Origin of the sequence: Pseudomonas sp. GM21 (assembly GCF_000282215.1) — a bacterium.
Lineage (GTDB): Bacteria > Pseudomonadota > Gammaproteobacteria > Pseudomonadales > Pseudomonadaceae > Aquipseudomonas.
The window spans coordinates 1-18,325 of the sequence record NZ_AKJS01000190.1; the positions used below are offsets into that span (position 1 = coordinate 1).

An 18,325-nucleotide genomic window follows, 5' to 3' on the forward strand; every position below is an offset into this window, starting at 1 on the left:
GGCAGCCGCCACGACCGCAACCTTGGCTGGCGCTGGAACCGGCTTGGCGGCAGGTGCAGCCGGGGCTGGCTTGGCGGTCGCTACCTGAGTCGGTGCAGGAACAGGCTTGGCAGCCGGTGTCGGCGCGGGACCTGGCTGAACGCCTGCTGGCGGCGCGACGGTGGTAACGGTTGGCGGTGTAGCGCTGGAACCCTCGACCGGCACACCATCATCGCCTTCAGTGATACCACCGGCGGCTTCAGCCAACGGACCGCGCATGACCGGTTGCGAGTTGCCGACCAGCGGCAATGGCATTGGCTGCGAGTTACCGGCGAATTCGACGGAAGGTGCACCGCCGTTAGGCTGTGGCGAGCCCTCACCCAGCGGCAGCTGAGCCTGTTCGTTGGCAGGTGCGCCAGTGGTCGGTGCTTTGCTGCGGCCCGGAAGCAACCAGGCGGCGGCTACCGCGACCACGACAACGGCGGAAATCGCCAATACGTGTTTCTTCGGCATGTTGAACCCCATTTTTGGACGCTTCACCGCAGAGCGGCTGGCAATCATGGCTTCGATCATTGCATCACGGGCAACCTGATTGATGTTGCCCGGCCAGCCATCGGAGCTTTCGTGAATATCAGAGATCTGATCCGCAGTGAAAAGTTCGATACCCCGGCCAGCGCCTTCGAGTCGCTGATCCAGATATTCGCGGGTTTCTTCTTCGGTGTAAGGCTGCAGTTCGATGACGTGGAAACGCTCTTCCTCAAGGCTTAGCGCCTCAAGCTGAGCGATCAGCGACGACTCGCCAAACAGGAACACATGCGGGCGACCTTCAGGTGCACCGGCAGCCAGGGCCATCAGGGCCTCCAGCGCGGACTCGTCGAGTTGCTCGGCGTCATCCACCAGCAAATAGACTTCCTGACCGGTCAACGCGAGCTGCACTACTTGCGCCAGAATGGCGCCGATCTCGGCCTGCTCGACGTTCAGCGATTGAGCGACCTGGCGCAAAATGCCAGCCGAATCGCCAGCGCCGCGGGCGGACACCACCACACTCTGCACCGACTGCTTGTTGGTGCTGGCCACCAGGGCCTGGCGCAACAGGGTCTTGCCACTGCCTTGCGGACCGGTGACCACCAGCAGCAACTGGCTATAGCGCGCCAGGTGATGCAGTTGTCCCAGCACCGGTTTGCGCTGGGCCGGGAAAAATTTGAAGCCAGGAACCCGCGGAGCAAAAGGGTCATGACTCAACTGGTAATGGCCGAGGAAAGCCTCGTCGGCATGCAAACTAGTCATTGGGATCTTATTAACCTTTAAGCTGAGCCAGGGCGCGGTAGTCCGCTCCCAGCGTGGCCTGTAAAACCTCTTTCGGATAATCGTCGGTCACCACCGCTTCGCCCATGTGGCGCAGCAGCACCAGGCGCAAACGACCGTCGATCACTTTCTTGTCAATTGCCATGTGTTCGAGGAAATCGGCTTCGGTCATCTCTTCCGGGGGGATGACCGGCAGTCCGGCGCGCTGGAACAGGCGAATACCGCGATCACGCTCTTGCTCGCTGATCCAGCCCAGGCGGGCCGACATTTCCAGCGCCATCACGGTACCGGTAGCTACTGCCTCACCATGAAGCCAGACACCATAGCCCATGTGGGTTTCTATGGCGTGGCCGAACGTATGACCGAGGTTCAATGTGGCACGAACACCAGTCTCTTTTTCGTCGGCACCGACCACCGTAGCCTTGGCGGCGCAAGAGCGCTCGATGGCGTAGGTCAGGGCGACCTGGTCCAGGGCGCGCAGGCGATCGACGTTTTCTTCGAGCCAGGTCAGGAACGGCTCGTCGCAGATCAGCCCGTACTTGATGACTTCGGCAAGCCCGGCGGACAGTTCGCGGGCCGGCAGGGTATTGAGCGTCGCGGTATCGATCAGCACCACGTTCGGCTGATAAAACGCGCCGACCATGTTTTTGCCCAGCGGATGGTTGATACCGGTCTTGCCGCCCACCGAAGAGTCAACTTGCGACAGCAACGTAGTCGGCACCTGGATGAAATCAACGCCGCGCTGGTAGCAGGCGGCAGCAAACCCGGCCATGTCACCAATCACGCCGCCACCCAGGGCGATCACAGTGGTGCGGCGGTCGTGCCGTGCAGTCAGCAGACCGTCGAAAATCAGCTGCAGGGTTTCCCAGGTCTTGAAGGCTTCGCCATCGGGCAGCACCACGGAAATAACCGAGAACTGCGCCAGGCTGCGGGTCAGACGTTCGAGATAGAGCGGTGCAACGGTCTCGTTGGAGATAATCGCTACTTGCCGTCCGCGAATATGCGGGGCCAGCAGCTCGGGCTGATCCAACAAACCTTCGCCAATATGAATCGGGTAGCTGCGCTCGCCTAGATCGACCTTGAGTGTCTGCATGTGTCCCCACAATGAAGATTGAATCAGGCTTCCTGCCTTGAGTTATCGAATGTCCACGGTGCCTGCTGGTGTAACGCCGTTCGGTAGCCATGCGCCACAACCTTGAGCGGTCATGGCAGGACGCCGAGGATAGCGCATTTCGCGCAGCGCATTAACGGGGAGGCAGTTGTTGCAAGCGTTCGAGAATGTCGAGCACGACCATTCGCGGCGGCCGCTCATCGGTTTCAACCACCAGATCGGCGATTTCCCGATAAAGCGGATCGCGGATAGCCAGCAGATCCCGCAGGGTCTTGGCCGGATCGGCGGTCCGCAACAGGGGTCGATTGCGGTCGCGGGCCGTACGTCCCACTTGCTGCTCGACGGAAGCATGCAAGTAGACCACCCGACCACCGGCATGCAGCGCCCGACGATTGGCTTCACGCATTACGGCGCCACCACCGGTCGCCAGCACCACGCCATCGCAGCCGCACAGCTCGGCAATCATCGCCTGCTCGCGGTCACGAAAGCCCGGTTCGCCTTCCTTATCGAAAATCCACGGGATATTGGCGCCCGTGCGCAATTCAATTTCCTTATCGGAATCTTTGAACGGCAGGCGCAGCTCTTTGGCCAGCAACCGGCCGATGGTGCTTTTACCAGCGCCCATCGGTCCAACAAGAATCAAATTTCGCACAGAATCAATGACTCACAGCAATCGCCTGATTGTTCATGATACGCGGTGTGAGAAATACCAGCAGCTCGGATTTTTTCTCCGAAACCACGTCACGCCGGAAAAGGCGGCCAAGATACGGCACATCGCCGAGAAATGGCACCTTATCTACAACCTTGCTTTGAGTATTTGAGAAAACTCCGCCAATGACGATGGTCTCGCCGTCATTGACCAGGACTTTGGCGTTGACCTCGTTTTTCTTGATAGGCGGCACATCCTGCACCATGTTCAGGTAATCCGGCTCGTCCTTGGTGACTTTTACCTCCATGATGATCCGGTTGTCCGGGGTGATCTGCGGCGTGACTTCCAGCGATAGCGCAGCCTCCTTGAAGGACACCGAGGTCGCGCCGCTGGAACTGGCTTCCTGATAGGGGATCTCGGTGCCCTTGAGGATTTTGGCGGTTTCCTTGTCGGACGTGACCACCTTGGGCTGCGAGACGATTTCACCGTTACCGGTTTTTTCCATCGCCGTCAGCTCCAGGTCCAGCAACACGTTATCGGTGATGAAGGCGATGCCGATGCCCGACGTGCTGCCAGCCGCCCCCAGGTCGACAAACGGAGAGTTGGTGTCGCCACTGCCCGGCGTACCAATGGTCGACGATCCATTGCTGACCCCGGACGTGTTCCAGTTGCCCTTGTTCTGCACTGAGCCACCCCAACGCACACCGAGGCTTTTGTCGTAGTCGACGTTGGCTTCGACGATTCGCGCTTCGATCATCACCTGACGCACCGGAATGTCCAGTTGCGTGACAATTCGGCGAAGTTCATCGAGGCGGTCCTGGGTCTGGTAGGCAATGATGTTGTTGGTCCGCTCATCCACCGTGATCGACCCGCGCTCGTCGCCTTTGGCCTCGGCACTGGTCACCGACTGAAACAGCTTGGCAATGTCGGCGGCCTTGGCGTAATTGACCTGCAAGAGCTCTCGACGCAACGGCGCCAATTCGGCGATCTGCTTTTGCGATTCCAGCTCCTGACGCTCCCGGGCAGCGATTTCATCTGCCGGCGCCACTAACAGAACATTGCCAATCTTGCGCTTGTCCAGCCCTTTGGTTTTCAGCACCAGGTCCAGCGCCTGATCCCACGGCACGCTCTGTAACCGCAGGGTGATGCCGCCCTGCACGGTGTCGCTGGCCACCAGATTGAGGTTGGTGAAATCGGCAATCAATTGCAGCACCGAACGGACATCGATGTCCTGAAAGTTCAGCGATAGTTTTTCGCCGGTGTAGGCAAATCGCTCTGAATTGCGCTTTTGCAGATCCTCAGGGGTCATCGGCCGAATGCTGACAGTCAGCTTGGTGTCGGTCTGGTAGGTCGAATAGTCGAAAGTGCCGCCGGGTTCGATACTGATCGTGGCCCGGTCGCCCGTGGTGCTGGCGTTGACGAATTGCACCGGGGTGGCGAAATCCTTGACGTCCAGTCGCACGCGCAACTTTTCGGGCAATTGGGTCCTGGCGAATCCGAGGATGATCTTGCCTTCGCGCTCCTGGATGTCCGGGGCAATGGACGGATCCGACAAATCGATGACCACATTGCCTTCACCTTGGGCGCCGCGCTGGAAGTCGATGCCGCGAATGGCCTTGCTCACGACAGGGTAGGTTTTGGCCGGCGCCGGGGCTGTCATCCCGGCACGAGGCGCGCTCGCCGCCGGTTGCAATGCTTTACCACTGCCCCCCTGCCCGATCACCACCAACAAATTGTTGCCTTCGACCTTTGCGCTATACGGAGTCAACTGCGTCAGGTTAATGATGAGCCGCGTGCGATCCTTGGCTTCCACCACCGTTGCGCTGCGGGCATTGCCGCCGCCCAGGTCGCGATTTTTACTCGCCAACTGACTGACCACGCCGGGCAGGTCCAGCGCAATCCGCGCGGGCTGTTCGGTCGTGTAACCGTGGGGCGCGGGGGGCGGCCCATCGAAAGACAACTTCAACTCGATGCGATCACCCGGCAGCGCGGCAACATCCAGCGCTTTGAGGTTGGTCGCCAGTACCATCGGAGACATCATCGCTATCCATAGCGAAATACCGAGGGTTGAGAAAGTCCTGTTCATTATTCGAGTTCCACTATGAGTGCTCTTTCAAAGGAAGGGTCCGTGGTCGCTCCAGCCAGGCTCCTTCGCCATCGGGAACGATTTCGACCACATCGACTTGTGAGCCGCTGATGGCGACGATCCGTCCATCGTTGCGCCCCAGGTAATCGCCGACTTTCAGCCGATGCACACCGCCCGCTCCACGCAACAGTGCATAGGCGCCAGTGGCATTGGAGATCGTGCCGACCATCTCAAACTGCTCGATGTTGAACCCTTCGAGGTATTGCTTGATTCGGTTGAGGTCGGGGAAGACATTGTGTGAACCGCGTTTCTGGCCGGCCAGGTCCACTCTGATCTGTCGGGAAAACGGGCTTCGCAGGTTGGCGGCGCTGTAGGTGAACGTTGGGTAAGACCGAAACGTCGGCGTTGGTTCAATTTTGCCCGGGGCACGCAGGCGCATTTCGTTCATGTAGGCATGCAGGTCGCCGACATCGGAGCCATTGCCACACGCAGTCAGGCTGGCGAACAACAACATCGTCGATACACAACGGACCGGGCTCATTCTTGCACCCCGGTGTCGTTGTAGCGGTAGGTCTTGGCGAGGATGCTCATACGCAGTTTCGGACCACCTTCAGGATTGGCCGGTGCAAGGTCGAAATCATGCAGCGTCACGATCCTGGGTAGCCCGGCGACGCCGCTGACGAAGGTCGCCAGGTCATGGTAGGCGCCGGTTACCGTGATCTGGATCGGCAGTTCGATGTAGAACGGCCGGGTGACTTCCGGCAGCAGTTTGATCTCCTCGAACTCCAGACCGCTGCCGAGGCCCGTGCGGGTAATATCCTCCAGCAGTCCGGGGACTTCGGTGTCGCTGGGCAACTGCCGCAGAAGCTCGCCAAAGGAGACCTCCATTTCCTTCAGTTGCTGGGTGTACAGCTCCAGATTCGCTGCCATGCGGGCTTTGGTCGCGAATTGCTCCTTGAGGGCCGACTCTTCCTCGCGCCTCAATTCGAGCTGATCGTCCAGATCATTGAGGTAAAAGGCGTACCCGAGCGCCAACACCAGCACCATCAGCAGAACACCCGCCAGCGCCTTGATCGCCGGCGGCCAGGAACCCATGTTATTGGTGTCCAGTTCGTTGATATCGACATTGCGCAGCCCTTCCAACCATCGCGACGGGCTCATTGCTCGACCCCCACGACAGCGGGCTGCGCCAGACGAACGGTCAGTTGAAAGACATTGGCCTGATCCAGCTGACCGGCCGTCGTGGCTTTGACCTCCGTAAGACTCGGGGCATCGAACCAGTCGGATGCAGCCAGGTTGCGCATCAGGTCCGACACACGATTGTTGGACTCCGCAGCACCATTGATGGACAGGGTTTTACCAACCATTTTCACTTCAGTGAAATACACCCCGTCCGGCAACGTACGCGCCAATTGATCGAAGATCCGACCACTGATCGGTCGATTGCCTTGCAAGTCCTGAATGATGCGCATGCGTTCGACCAACTGCTGGCGACGGGTCTTCAGATCATTGATCTCTGCGATGCGCTCATCGACCACTGCAATCTGTTTGGCGATGTAATCATTTCGGACAACCTGCCGATCGATGGCGCCGCCAATGAGCTGATCCACGACCAGTACCGCCCCTACGGAGCACAGCAGCACGCCGACCAACGCCACCAGAAAGCGCTTGCGGCGTTCTTCCCGCCGTTCCTCACGCCAGGGTAAAAGATTGATCTTCGCCATCAGTCGAAACTCCTGAGGGCGAGCCCGCACGCGATCATCAGCGCTGGTGCATCACTGGCCAGGGCGTCGGCGTTGACCTTGCTGCTCAAGGCCATGTTGGAGAACGGGTTGGCCACCAGAGTGGGCGTGCCCAGGCGTTGCTCGATCAACCGGTCAAGCCCCGACACCGACGCTGTGCCACCGGCCAGCAGGATGTGATCGACCGTGTTGTACTGGCCAGCGGCAAAGAAGAACTGCAACGAACGTGAAACCTGTTGCACCAGCGCCTCACAAAACGGTTGCAAGACTTCGCTGGCATAGTCCTCCGGCAAACCGCCCTGCTTCTTCGCCAGCCCCGCCTGTTCGACCGTCAGGCCATAACGGCGCTGAATATCCTCGGTCAGTTGCCGACCGCCGAACAATTGCTCGCGGGTATAGATAATCTTCCCGTTGTGCAGCACGCTGAGGGTGGTCATGGTCGCGCCGATGTCCACCACCGCGACCGTCAGTCGCTCGTTAGAGACGGCCAGTTGCGTTGATATCAACCCGAAGGAACGCTCCAGCGCATAGGCCTCGACATCAACCACGCGCGCAGTCAGGCCGGCCAAGGCCAGGGCCGCTTCACGGACCTCGACGTTTTCCTTGCGGCAGGCCGCCAGCAGCACCGTAACCCGCTCGGGGTTACGCGCGGACACACCCTGGACTTCGAAGTCGATGGCGACTTCATCCAACGGATAGGGGATGTACTGATCGGCCTCGATCTTCAGATGATTTTCCATCTCGTCGTCGGAAAGTCCGCCGTCCATCTCGATGGTCTTGGTGATCACCGCCGAGCCGGCCACCGCCACCGCCACGTGCTTGAGACGGGTTCTGGCCTTGAGCAGCGCACGAGAGAGCGCATGCCCGACACCCTCAAGCTCGGCGATGTTTTTTTCGACCACGGCATTGGCGGGTAACGGCTCTACCGCGTATCCCTCGACCCGATAGCGGCCGCCCCGAAGGCTCAATTCCAGAAGCTTTACCGACGTGGAACTGATATCGATCCCCAACAGTGTGTTGGCTTTTTTATTGAAGAGTCCTGGCACAACCAATTCCCTATGACTTTCCGTGTCTTACGGACTCTGTAATATCCGTTGCGTTCATTACCTCCCGTCTTGACAGAAGCGCCCATGACGCTCCCTGCGGAAAAATGCTTATAATGCCCAGCGTTTTTTTCCGGTTTTTACTTCAAGCGCGGGCCGTTCCCTGTTTATCTGAACCCTGATGCCTCATTCATTCTTTGCCCTGGATGTCCAAAAGCCTTGATCCGTCTGCTGAAATTTTTCGGTTGGTCCATCGTCGCCGTTTTCTGCGGACTGCTCCTGGGTCTAAGCGGCGCCTTTCTCTACCTTAGCCCCGGATTACCCTCCGTGGAGGCGCTGAGAAGCATCCAGTTGCAGATTCCTTTGCGGGTGTACAGCAGCGATGACAAGTTGATCGCAGAGTTTGGCGAAATGCGCCGCACTCCGATCCGTTTCGCCGACATTCCCCCCAATTTCATTAATGCGTTACTAAGTGCTGAAGACGACAATTTCGCCAACCACTATGGCGTTGATCCCAGCAGCCTGATGCGCGCCGCCACCCAATTGGTCAAAAGCGGACACATTCAGTCCGGTGGCAGCACCATCACCATGCAGGTGGCAAAGAACTTCTTCCTGACCAGCGAACGCAGCTTCTCGCGCAAAACCACCGAAATTCTCCTGGCCTTGCAGATCGAACGGCAACTGACCAAGGACGAGATCCTTGAGCTGTACGTCAACAAAATCTACCTGGGCAACCGCGCCTACGGCATCGAGGCGGCGGCGCAGGTCTATTACGGCAAATCGATTCGTGATGTCAGCCTGGCCCAAATGGCGATGATCGCCGGCTTGCCAAAAGCCCCTTCGCGTTTCAATCCGCTGGCCAACCCGGCCCGCAGCAAAGAGCGTCGCGACTGGATTCTGGGGCGCATGTACAAGCTGGGGAAAATCACCGAAGCCGAGTACACCACAGCGATCAACGAGCCGCTGAACGCCAGCTATCACGTGCCGACTCCAGAAGTGAATGCGCCGTACATCGCCGAAATGGCCCGGGCTGAGATGGTCGGTCGTTACGGCAGCGACGCCTACACGGAAGGCTTTCGCGTGACCACGACCGTGCCGAGCAATCTGCAGGAAATGGCCAACACCGCCGTTCACGATGGCTTGATCACGTACGACCAGCGCCATGGCTATCGCGGCCCCGAGTCGCGCCTGCCGGGCAAGACCCGTGAAGCCTGGACAACCGAGTTGACCAAGCAACGCACCATAAACGGCCTTGAACCCGCCATTGTCACTCAGGTCGACAAAAACGGGCTGCAAGTGATGACCCGCACCGGTGAAGGACACGTCAGCTGGGACAGCATGAAGTGGGCGCGCCCGTTCCTGAACACCAACAGCATGGGGCCCAATCCGAAGCAACCGTCGGATGTGGCTCAGGTCGGTGACTTGATTCGCGTGCAGCGCCAGCCGGACAACACGCTGAAATTCAGCCAGATCCCGCAGGCGCAAGGCGCGCTGGTTTCACTGGATCCGCAGAACGGCGCCATTCGTGCGCTGGTCGGCGGTTTTGCCTTCGAACAGAGCAACTACAACCGCGCGATGCAGGCCAAGCGTCAGCCAGGTTCGAGCTTCAAACCGTTCGTCTACAGCGCCGCGCTAGATAGTGGCTACACGGCCTCCAGCCTGGTGAACGACGCACCGATCGTGTTCGTCGACGAATACCTGGACAAGGTCTGGCGCCCGAAGAATGACACCAACACCTTCCTCGGCCCGATTCGCCTGCGTGAGGCGCTGTACAAGTCGCGTAACCTGGTGTCGATCCGCTTGCTGCAAGCGATGGGCGTTGGCAAGACCATCGATTACATCAGCCGCTTCGGCTTCAACAAGCAGGACCTGCCGCCCAACCTGTCGCTGGCACTGGGCACCGCAACCCTGACACCAATGGAGATCGCCACCGGCTGGAGCACCTTCGCCAACGGTGGCTACAAGATCACCCCGTACATCATCGACAAGATCGAAAGCCGCAAAGGCGACACGCTGTTCGTCGCCAACCCGCCAAGTGTTCCCCGGGGCGACGTAGCAACCAACGGTATTGCTGCACCGGTTGCACAGCCCTTTACGGTCAATGCGACCCCGACCGAGGCACCCGCGATGCCGGGCATTGCACCGCCGACACCCGCCGTCGCCGAGCGCATCGTCGATGGCCGCACGACCTACATCCTCAACAGCATGCTGGAGGATGTGATCAAGCTCGGTACCGGCCGTCGTGCACTGGCCCTGGGACGAGGTGACATCGCGGGCAAGACCGGTACGACCAACGAATCCAAGGATGCGTGGTTCTCTGGGTATAACGCCGACTACGTGACCACCGTCTGGACCGGTTTCGACCAACCGGAAAGCCTGGGCCGCAAGGAGTTCGGCGGCACCGTCGCGCTGCCGATCTGGATGAACTACATGGCTGCGGCCCTTAAAGACAAGCCACCGCATACGCAGCCAGAGCCCGAAGGCATCCTGAGCCTGCGGGTCGATCCAATCAGCGGTCGTGCCGCCAGCCCAGGCACGCCAGGCGCGTACTTCGAACTGTTCAAGGCCGAAGACACGCCACCGTCGGGGGACGAGCTGGGTAACGGCAGTGCGCCGGGCAGCCCACTACCGGCAGATGAAGCGGCGCCGATCGATTTGTTCTAGAGAGGCAGCTACAAGCTTCAAGCCACAAGCAGAAGCAACAGCCGTACGCATCGCCTTTAACTTGCAGCTTGTAGCTTGCCACTTTAAGCCCATAAAAAAACCCAGCACCAGGCTGGGTTTTTTTATGGGCGACTGCTTTTATCCGTTAAACACGTCATCCACGCTTTTCAGCGGGTAGTTCTTCGGATACGGCAGGGTTGCCACGCCGGTCTCGATAGCAGCCTTGGCCACGGCATCGGAGATCAGGGTGATCAGACGGGCATCCATTGGTTTCGGAATGATGTACTCACGGCCGAATTCCAGCTTGATGCCGCCGTAGGCGTCGCACACTTCCTGAGGCACTGGCAGTTTGGCCAGTTCACGCAGGGCGTTGGCCGCTGCCACTTTCATTTCTTCGTTGATGCGCTTGGCGCGAACGTCCAGGGCGCCGCGGAAGATGAACGGGAAGCCGAGCACGTTGTTGACCTGGTTCGGGTAGTCCGAACGGCCGGTCGCCATGATCACGTCGTCGCGGGTGGCGTGAGCCAGCTCCGGGGAAATTTCCGGATCCGGGTTGGAGCACGCGAATACGATCGGGTTGGCCGCCATGGACTTCAGGCCTTCAGCGCTCAGCAGGTTCGGACCGGACAGGCCAACGAACACGTCAGCACCCGCCAGTGCGTCAGCCAGGGTGCGCTTGTCGGTCGCGTGAGCGAAGACAGCCTTGTACTGGTTCAGGTCATCACGGCCGGAGTGGATCACACCGGTACGGTCAACCATGAAGATGTTTTCGATGTTGGCGCCCATGCTCACCAGCAATTTCATGCAGGAGATGGCGGCCGCACCGGCGCCCAGGCAGACGATCTTGGCGTCAGCCAGGGTTTTGCCGGCGATTTCCAGGGCGTTGATCATGCCGGCCGCGGTTACGATGGCGGTGCCGTGCTGATCATCGTGGAATACCGGAATGTCGCACTGCTCGATCAGAGCGCGTTCGATCTCAAAGCACTCAGGCGCCTTGATGTCTTCCAGGTTGATGCCACCGAAGGTGATGGAGATGCGCTTGACGGTGTCGATGAAGGCTTGCGGGCTTTCGGAATCGACTTCGATGTCGAAAACGTCGATGCCGGCGAAGCGCTTGAACAGCACGCCTTTACCTTCCATCACAGGCTTGGACGCCAATGGGCCGAGGTTACCCAGGCCGAGAATCGCGGTGCCATCGGAAATGACTGCCACCAGGTTGCCCTTACCGGTGTATTTGTAGGCCAGCTCAGGATCGCGGGCGATTTCGCGTACTGGTTCGGCTACGCCGGGGCTGTAGGCCAGCGACAAGTCGCGGGCGGTAGCGGTGGCCTTGGTGAGCTCGACACTCAGCTTCCCTGGACGAGGATGGGCGTGGTATTCGAGAGCGGCAGTTTTCAGATCAGACATTTTGGCATTCCGCTTTTACTGTTGGACAGACTGGTCAGCGAGGATACGCGCCTCGCAAAATCCCCACAAGACTGACCAGTCACCCCTGTCAAGCGCCCTACCCTACGACTTTGGCTCAGGAGCCACGGAACACAAGGGGCGGACTGTTCACAATCAATAGCAAAAATGTCTACAATTTTTTTCTTATTGCGTGGCTTGCAGCATCGACGGATCGGTAAGCGGCAGGAGCCAACGTGCCTGCCCGGATTTCAATCCGCCGTGACGCGAGCGGTCCAACACCCAGCCACGCGCCTCAATCTGCTTGCCCTTGAGCTTTTCCAGCGCAGAGGCATCGAATTGCCCGAGCACATTGGGTGCAACGCGCAATACAACCGAATCCTGCAACTCGATCCAAAGCCCACCGCGATTGCGCTGAACATTGCTCACACGACCGCTGAGCACGGCGAAACCGGAAGCGTTGATCTGCTCCGCTTTCAGCACAGGGGATTGGCGCCACACGCCAAGACCGGCCTCCCGGGCACTGCGTTCGGCGACTTGCTGGCAACTGACCAAATCGACATTGGGCGCGACCGCCACCTGAAACCCCAAGCCTTCGGCAAGCATCTGCGCTTCGAGGTTGGCACCGTCAGTGCCATAGACATGAGCCAGCGTACGGCCGTAGCGATCTTTGCCTTCTTTACCCGGGAGTAAACCGACGTGCCCGTCGCTGGCCGCCACCAGTGCTTCAAGACGCTGGCGCGCGACCACGGCAAACGGCTCGTCGGAACGGCCCTGTTTGGCCAATTCCGGCGTGTTCAAACCAATCATGCGCACACTGCGGCCATCGCTCAGGCGCAAGGTGTCGCCATCCACCACCCGCTGCACCGTGACCGATGTCAGACCGCTCGGCGCCGGGCAAAATGCCTGGGCGCCGGTCAGCCAAATCGCGGACACAAAAAAGGCGCCCACAAGGGACGCCTTTTTCAACAGCAAGGAAAAGCCCATCGGGCCCTTCAACCTTACTCTGCAGCAGCTGGAGCTTTCTTGCCGAAAGCGCCGAAACGGTCTGCGAAGCGCTGTACACGACCGCCAGTATCCAGAGTCTTCTGCTTACCGGTGTAGAACGGGTGGCACTCGTTGCATACGTCGATCGCCAGAGGCTTGGCCAGGTTCGAACGAGTTTCGAACTTGTTGCCACAGCTGCAGGTAACTGCGGTGATTTCGTATGTTGGATGGATATCGGCTTTCATGATGATTCCTCAGGCTAGCGTGCCGCCACTCAACACTATTGTTGAATACCGCACGTAATTAGGCCGCGGATTCTACCAGACATTGCCAATCACGCAAGCTGTCGCTGAGACCGACCGTCTGCTAGGCTCCGGCCCTTCTTCACCGCCCGCCCAAAGAGAATTCCCCGCGTGCCCGACGCCATTTTGCGCCTCGCCCTGCCTTCGCCCCTGCGCCGCCTGTTCGATTACCGTGCCCCGGCCGGGATCCTGCGCGCCCAGTTGCAACCGGGCATGCGCCTGCGGGTGCCGTTCGGCCGACGAGAGATGATCGGGATTCTGGTGGAAGTCACCGATACCAGCGAAGTGCCGGTGGAAAAGCTCAAACCCGCGCTGGCCCTGCTCGACGCCACGCCGCCGCTGCCACCGGCGCTGTTCAAGCTGTGCCTGTGGACGTCCCAGTATTACCAGCACAGCCTTGGCGATACCTTGAGTTGGGCACTTCCAGTGTTGCTGCGTCAGGGCGAACTGGCCGAAGCGCGCCAGGAACGTTTCTGGTCTGCCGCGCCGGGCGCCAGCCTGGATGATCCGCGCATTGCCCGGGCACCACGCCAGCGCGAAGCATTGGCGACACTGGCCCAGCATCCCCACGGCGTTGCTCATCAATTGCTGAGCAAACTGATGCTGAGCAAAGACAGCCTGGATTTGTTGCTGGCCAAAGACCTGGTCCAGGTAGAAATCCGCAAGCACGCCCCCGGCGCGCGCCACGAACACTGGCTGGCGCAACCGGAATTGCCACTCAACCCGGAGCAGCGCGCGGCGTATGAAGCCATCCGCGCAGGTTTCGACAGCTATCACGCGTTTTTGCTGGCCGGCGTCACCGGCAGCGGCAAGACCGAAGTCTATTTACAGCTGATCCGCGAAACCCTTGAGGCCGGCAAACAGGCATTGGTGCTGATCCCGGAGATCAACCTCGGCCCGCAAACCCTGGCGCGCTTCGAACAGCGCTTCAATGCGCGCATCGCTTTGATTCACTCGGCGGTCAATGATCGCGAACGCCTCGAAGCCTGGCTAGCGGCCCGGGACGGTGACGCCGACATTATTATCGGCACCCGCTCGGCGCTGTTCACGCCGATGAAAAACCCCGGCCTGATCATCATCGATGAAGAGCATGACGGCTCCTATAAACAGCAGGAAGGTTTGCGCTACCACGCCCGCGACCTGGCATTGGTTCGCGCCCGACAAGAAAACATCCCGATTGTCCTCGGCTCCGCCACGCCTTCACTGGAAAGCCTGCACAACGCCCACACCGGCCGGTACGGTCTCCTGCGACTGAACGAACGGGCCGGCGGGGCCAAGCAACCACGTTTCCTGCGCCTGGATGTAAAAAGCCGGCCGCTGGACAGCGGCATTTCCGGGCCGATGCAGCAAGCCATCGGTCAGACACTGGCCGCAGGCCAACAAGTACTAGTCTTCCTCAACCGTCGCGGCTTTGCGCCGACGTTGCTGTGTCACGACTGCGGCTGGATGTCCGAGTGCCAGCGCTGCGATGCGCGGATGACCGTGCACCAGCGCTCCGGCGAGCTGCGCTGCCACCATTGTGGCTACGTCGAACGCGTGCCCCGGCGTTGCCCGAAATGCAGCAAGGTCGACTTGCGGCCCGTGGGCGCTGGCACCGAGCGCGCCGAGGAGCGCCTGGCGATTTTATTCCCGGACTTTCCGGTGCTGCGGGTCGACCGTGACAGCACGTCGCGCAAGGACGCGATGAATCAGCTGTTCGCCACCATACAAAAGGGTCAACCGTGCATTTTGGTGGGCACGCAAATGCTTGCCAAAGGGCATCACTTCCCACGGGTGACGCTGGTGTCGATTCTCGACGCCGACGGCGGGCTGTTCTCCGGCGACTTCCGCGCCAGCGAGCGCATGGCGCAGTTGATTGTTCAGGTCGCCGGACGCGCCGGGCGAGCGGAAGAGCCGGGCAAAGTGATCATCCAGACGCACCTGGCGGACCATCCGCTGCTGGTGCAACTGACCGAGCAAGGGTATTTCGCCTTTGCCGAGCAGGCGTTGAGCGAACGCCGTTCCGCCGGGTTGCCGCCTTTCGCCCATTTGGCGCTGCTACGGGCCGAAGCACACAAGCCGGGACAGGCCGAAGGGTTTCTTGACGAAGCGTGCAGCGAAGCCGAGCGTTTGCTGGCCGAACAGGGCCTGGCCGGAATCGAGCTGCTGGGGCCGGTGCCCGCGCCGATGGAGCGCCGCGCCGGACGTTATCGTGCACAGTTGTTGTTGCAGGCAACGGCACGGGCGCCACTGCATCGGTTGTTGAGCAGTTGGTTGCTGGTGCTGGAGCAGATGCCGAGCGGACGAGCGGTGCGTTGGTCCCTTGATGTCGATCCTGTCGATTTATATTGAATTCAAGATCGCTATCGCTAGCAGGCTAGCTCCCACAGGGAGTCTGTGGCGTTCATCCGATCAGGGGGGGGAACGAGCCTGCTCGCGAAGGCGGCTAAATGTTCACCACATATCCATAACCTGCCCGCTATAGTTGGCAAGCCCGTCTTCGCCACGGATAATGCCCAGTTTTTCCACCAGCGCATCGAAGCGCGTACCGCGCTTGCGGTCGAAAGAGACCAACATGAAAGACACCATTCGCCAGCTGATCCAACAAGCCATCACCCAACTCGTCAACGAAGGTGTGTTGCCTGAAGGCCTGTCGCCGGCGATCCAGGTGGAAAACTCCCGTGACAAGAAGAACGGCGATTTCGCCAGCAACATCGCCATGATGCTGGCCAAACCGGCCGGCATGAAGCCGCGCGACCTGGCCGAGAAAATCATCGCCGCACTGCCGGCCGATGAAAACGTCAGCAAAACCGAAATCGCCGGCCCGGGCTTCCTGAACTTCTTCCAGAACACCGAGGCCCTGGCCACTCGCCTGGACGCCGCGCTGGCCGACGCACACATCGGCGTACGCAAGGCCGGCCCGGTGCAGCGCACCGTGGTCGACTTGTCGGCACCGAACCTCGCCAAAGAAATGCATGTCGGTCATTTGCGCTCGACCATCATTGGTGACGGTGTTGCGCGCGTTCTGGAATTCCTCGGCGACGAGGTGATTCGTCAGAACCACGTGGGGGATTGGGGCACTCAGTTCGGCATGCTGATGGCCTATCTGCAAGAAAACCCGATCACCAGCGACGAACTGTCGGACCTGGAAAACTTCTACCGTGCGGCCAAGCAGCGCTTCGACGAATCCGAAGAGTTTGCCGACCGCGCCCGTGGCCTGGTGGTCAAGCTGCAAGCCGGTGACCCGGACTGCCTGGCGCTGTGGACCAAATTCAAAGACATTTCCCTGTCTCACTGCCAGAAAATCTACGAACTGCTGAACGTCAAACTGACCATGGCCGACGTGATGGGCGAAAGTGCCTACAACGACGACCTGATCAATGTGGTCAACGACCTCAAGGCCGCCGGCATGCTGGTCGAGAGCAATGGCGCCCAGTGCGTGTTCCTCGACGAATTCAAGAACGCCGACGGCGACCCGCTGCCAGTGATCATCGTCAAGGCTGACGGCGGCTACCTCTACGCCACCACCGACCTGGCGGCCGTGCGTTATCGCAGCGGCAAGCTCAAGGCTGATCGCGCGTTGTACTTCGTCGACCAGCGTCAGGCCCTGCACTTCCAGCAAGTGTTCGCCGTGGCACGCAAGGCCGGTTTCGTGACGCACCCGATGGAAATGGAACACATGGGTTTCGGCACCATGAACGGTAAAGATGGCCGTCCGTTCAAGACCCGTGATGGTGGCACCGTGAAGCTGATCGACTTGCTGACCGAAGCCCAGGAACGTGCCTACACCTTGGTGAAGGACAAGAATCCAGAGCTGGCTGATGACGAGTTGCGCAACATCGCCAAGGTCGTGGGTATCGGAGCGGTCAAATACGCCGACCTGTCCAAGCACCGCACCAGCGACTACAGCTTCAATTTCGACCTGATGCTGAACTTCGAAGGCAACACCGCACCATACTTGCTGTACGCCTACACTCGCGTCGCCGGCGTATTCCGCAAACTGGGCAAGGATTTCACCGAAGTCGAAGGCCAGATCGTGCTGGAAGCGGCCCATGAACACGAGCTGGCCGCCAAACTGGCGCAGTTCGGCGAAATACTGAACAACGTGTCTGACAAAGGCACGCCGCACATCCTCTGCACCTACCTGTACGATGTGGCCGGCCTGTTCTCCAGTTTCTACGAGAACTGCCCGATCCTCAGCGCCGACACCCCGGCGCAAATGCAGAGCCGTCTGCGCCTCGCCGCGCTGACCGGCCGCACTCTCAAGCAAGGCCTGGAACTCTTGGGTCTGGAAACTCTGGAGCGTATGTAAGTTGGCTGCCAAGAAAAAACCTGCACCCAAGCGTGGCGCCAGCCGTTACCAAGCTCCTGCAAAACAGCCGATTCCGGGCTGGCTGTGGATGGCCATCGGCCTGACGGTTGGCGCGTTCATCGTCTTCCTGATGAAACTGGAACCTGGCAAGGGCAGTGACACGGTCAAGCGCGAGAAGGTGGAACAGCAACAGAAAGCCACCAAGATCGCCGAGGCCAATAAAACCCCGCCGAGCCCGACGCAACCGGTGAAGCCGAAATACGACTTCTACACCCTGCTGCCGGAATCGGAAGTGATTGTGCCGCCGGATGCCGTGCCGGAGAAAACCCTGCCGACGCCACAGGTGCCGGCCATTCCGACCACGCCGGTCACGCCTGCGGAAGCGGCGAAGATTGATACGGCGCGAGCTCAGGCTGCTCTGGCCGGGATTACACCGCCGCCAGCGCCACCGGTGTCGAAAGCGGCGCCAGTGACCAAGTTCTTCCTGCAGGCCGGTTCGTTCCGCAAACAGACTGACGCAGACAAGGTTCGGGCGCAGATCATTCTGCTGGGTCAGGCGGTGGCGGTTGAGTCCGGCACCGTGAAGGATGAGACCTGGTATCGCGTTTTGGTCGGGCCGTTCAGCAACCGCGAACAACTGACGACCGCACAGAAACAACTGGCCGGCGCAGGGTTTAGCAACCTGTTGTTACAACAACGCCAAAGCCGCTGATCCTCCTCTGATCGTTCCCACGCTCCGCGTGGGAATGCAGCCCGTGACGC

16 protein-coding genes are annotated in these 18,325 nt (G+C 60.0%); 4 read left to right on the top strand and 12 right to left on the bottom strand.

Annotated features, from left to right (window positions below; translation table 11 throughout):
* From PMI22_RS02520 to PMI22_RS02485, 8 genes are all read right to left on the bottom strand, one after another.
* Positions 1 to 1,266, bottom strand: a 1,266-nt coding sequence (locus PMI22_RS02520) for an AAA family ATPase (RefSeq protein WP_007948938.1), incomplete at its 3' end; no start/stop codon positions are given.
* 10 nt (positions 1,267 to 1,276) lie between these two features.
* A complete protein-coding gene (aroB, locus tag PMI22_RS02515; protein WP_007948939.1) occupies positions 1,277 to 2,377 on the bottom strand; it encodes a 3-dehydroquinate synthase in 1,101 nt (366 codons plus the stop codon).
* A gap of 151 nt (positions 2,378 to 2,528) precedes the next feature.
* Positions 2,529 to 3,047, bottom strand: coding sequence for a shikimate kinase AroK (aroK, locus tag PMI22_RS02510; protein ID WP_027922095.1), 519 nt, complete (start codon positions 3,045 to 3,047; stop codon positions 2,529 to 2,531).
* Positions 3,048 to 3,051: 4 nt separating this feature from the next.
* Complete coding sequence (gene pilQ, locus PMI22_RS02505; RefSeq protein WP_007948941.1) at positions 3,052 to 5,130, bottom strand: type IV pilus secretin PilQ; 2,079 nt, start codon at positions 5,128 to 5,130, stop codon at positions 3,052 to 3,054.
* 13 nt (positions 5,131 to 5,143) lie between these two features.
* Positions 5,144 to 5,671, bottom strand: a complete 528-nt coding sequence (locus PMI22_RS02500) for a pilus assembly protein PilP (protein WP_007948942.1) — start codon at positions 5,669 to 5,671, stop codon at positions 5,144 to 5,146.
* A complete protein-coding gene (gene pilO / locus PMI22_RS02495) occupies positions 5,668 to 6,291 on the bottom strand; it encodes a type 4a pilus biogenesis protein PilO (protein WP_007948943.1) in 624 nt (207 codons plus the stop codon). Before pilO ends, PMI22_RS02500 begins: the two co-directional genes overlap by 4 nt.
* A complete protein-coding gene (locus tag PMI22_RS02490) occupies positions 6,288 to 6,854 on the bottom strand; it encodes a PilN domain-containing protein (RefSeq protein WP_007948944.1) in 567 nt (188 codons plus the stop codon). The genes pilO and PMI22_RS02490 overlap by 4 nt, the downstream gene beginning before the upstream one ends.
* The gene (locus PMI22_RS02485; RefSeq protein ID WP_007948945.1) at positions 6,854 to 7,918 is read right to left on the bottom strand and encodes a pilus assembly protein PilM; all 1,065 of its coding nucleotides are present in this window, start codon (positions 7,916 to 7,918) and stop codon (positions 6,854 to 6,856) included. The genes PMI22_RS02490 and PMI22_RS02485 overlap by 1 nt, the downstream gene beginning before the upstream one ends.
* Before the next feature lie 219 nt (positions 7,919 to 8,137).
* On the opposite strand from PMI22_RS02485, the gene PMI22_RS02480 reads away from it, so the two are divergent.
* Positions 8,138 to 10,579: a penicillin-binding protein 1A gene (locus PMI22_RS02480; RefSeq protein WP_409035793.1), complete on the top strand. Its 2,442-nt coding sequence runs from the start codon at positions 8,138 to 8,140 to the stop codon at positions 10,577 to 10,579.
* 138 nt (positions 10,580 to 10,717) lie between these two features.
* Here PMI22_RS02480 and PMI22_RS02475 read toward each other — a convergent pair whose 3' ends face one another.
* The 3 genes from PMI22_RS02475 to rpmE all read right to left on the bottom strand — a co-directional run bounded on the left by PMI22_RS02475 (position 10,718) and on the right by rpmE (position 13,215).
* On the bottom strand, positions 10,718 to 11,986 hold the full coding sequence (locus PMI22_RS02475) for a malic enzyme-like NAD(P)-binding protein (protein WP_007948947.1): 1,269 nt from the start codon (positions 11,984 to 11,986) through the stop codon (positions 10,718 to 10,720).
* A gap of 183 nt (positions 11,987 to 12,169) precedes the next feature.
* Complete coding sequence (locus PMI22_RS02470) at positions 12,170 to 12,970, bottom strand: thermonuclease family protein (protein ID WP_007948949.1); 801 nt, start codon at positions 12,968 to 12,970, stop codon at positions 12,170 to 12,172.
* Positions 12,971 to 12,984: 14 nt separating this feature from the next.
* Positions 12,985 to 13,215 (bottom strand): 50S ribosomal protein L31, encoded by a 231-nt coding sequence (gene rpmE / locus PMI22_RS02465; protein ID WP_007899231.1) that lies wholly within the window; start codon positions 13,213 to 13,215, stop codon positions 12,985 to 12,987.
* 168 nt (positions 13,216 to 13,383) lie between these two features.
* Here rpmE and PMI22_RS02460 point away from each other — a divergent pair, with 168 nt between their 5' ends.
* Positions 13,384 to 15,603: a primosomal protein N' gene (locus PMI22_RS02460; RefSeq protein ID WP_007948950.1), complete on the top strand. Its 2,220-nt coding sequence runs from the start codon at positions 13,384 to 13,386 to the stop codon at positions 15,601 to 15,603.
* A 102-nt stretch (positions 15,604 to 15,705) separates the two neighbouring features.
* Here PMI22_RS02460 and PMI22_RS32295 read toward each other — a convergent pair whose 3' ends face one another.
* On the bottom strand, positions 15,706 to 15,828 hold the full coding sequence (locus PMI22_RS32295; RefSeq protein WP_274517765.1) for a hypothetical protein: 123 nt from the start codon (positions 15,826 to 15,828) through the stop codon (positions 15,706 to 15,708).
* On the opposite strand from PMI22_RS32295, the gene argS reads away from it, so the two are divergent.
* A complete protein-coding gene (argS, locus tag PMI22_RS02455) occupies positions 15,827 to 17,563 on the top strand; it encodes an arginine--tRNA ligase (RefSeq protein WP_007948951.1) in 1,737 nt (578 codons plus the stop codon). The two genes, PMI22_RS32295 and argS, sit on opposite strands and share 2 nt — an antisense overlap.
* Before the next feature lies 1 nt (position 17,564).
* The gene (locus PMI22_RS02450; protein ID WP_007948953.1) at positions 17,565 to 18,275 is read left to right on the top strand and encodes an SPOR domain-containing protein; all 711 of its coding nucleotides are present in this window, start codon (positions 17,565 to 17,567) and stop codon (positions 18,273 to 18,275) included.
* The last annotated feature ends 50 nt before the right edge of the window (positions 18,276 to 18,325 follow it).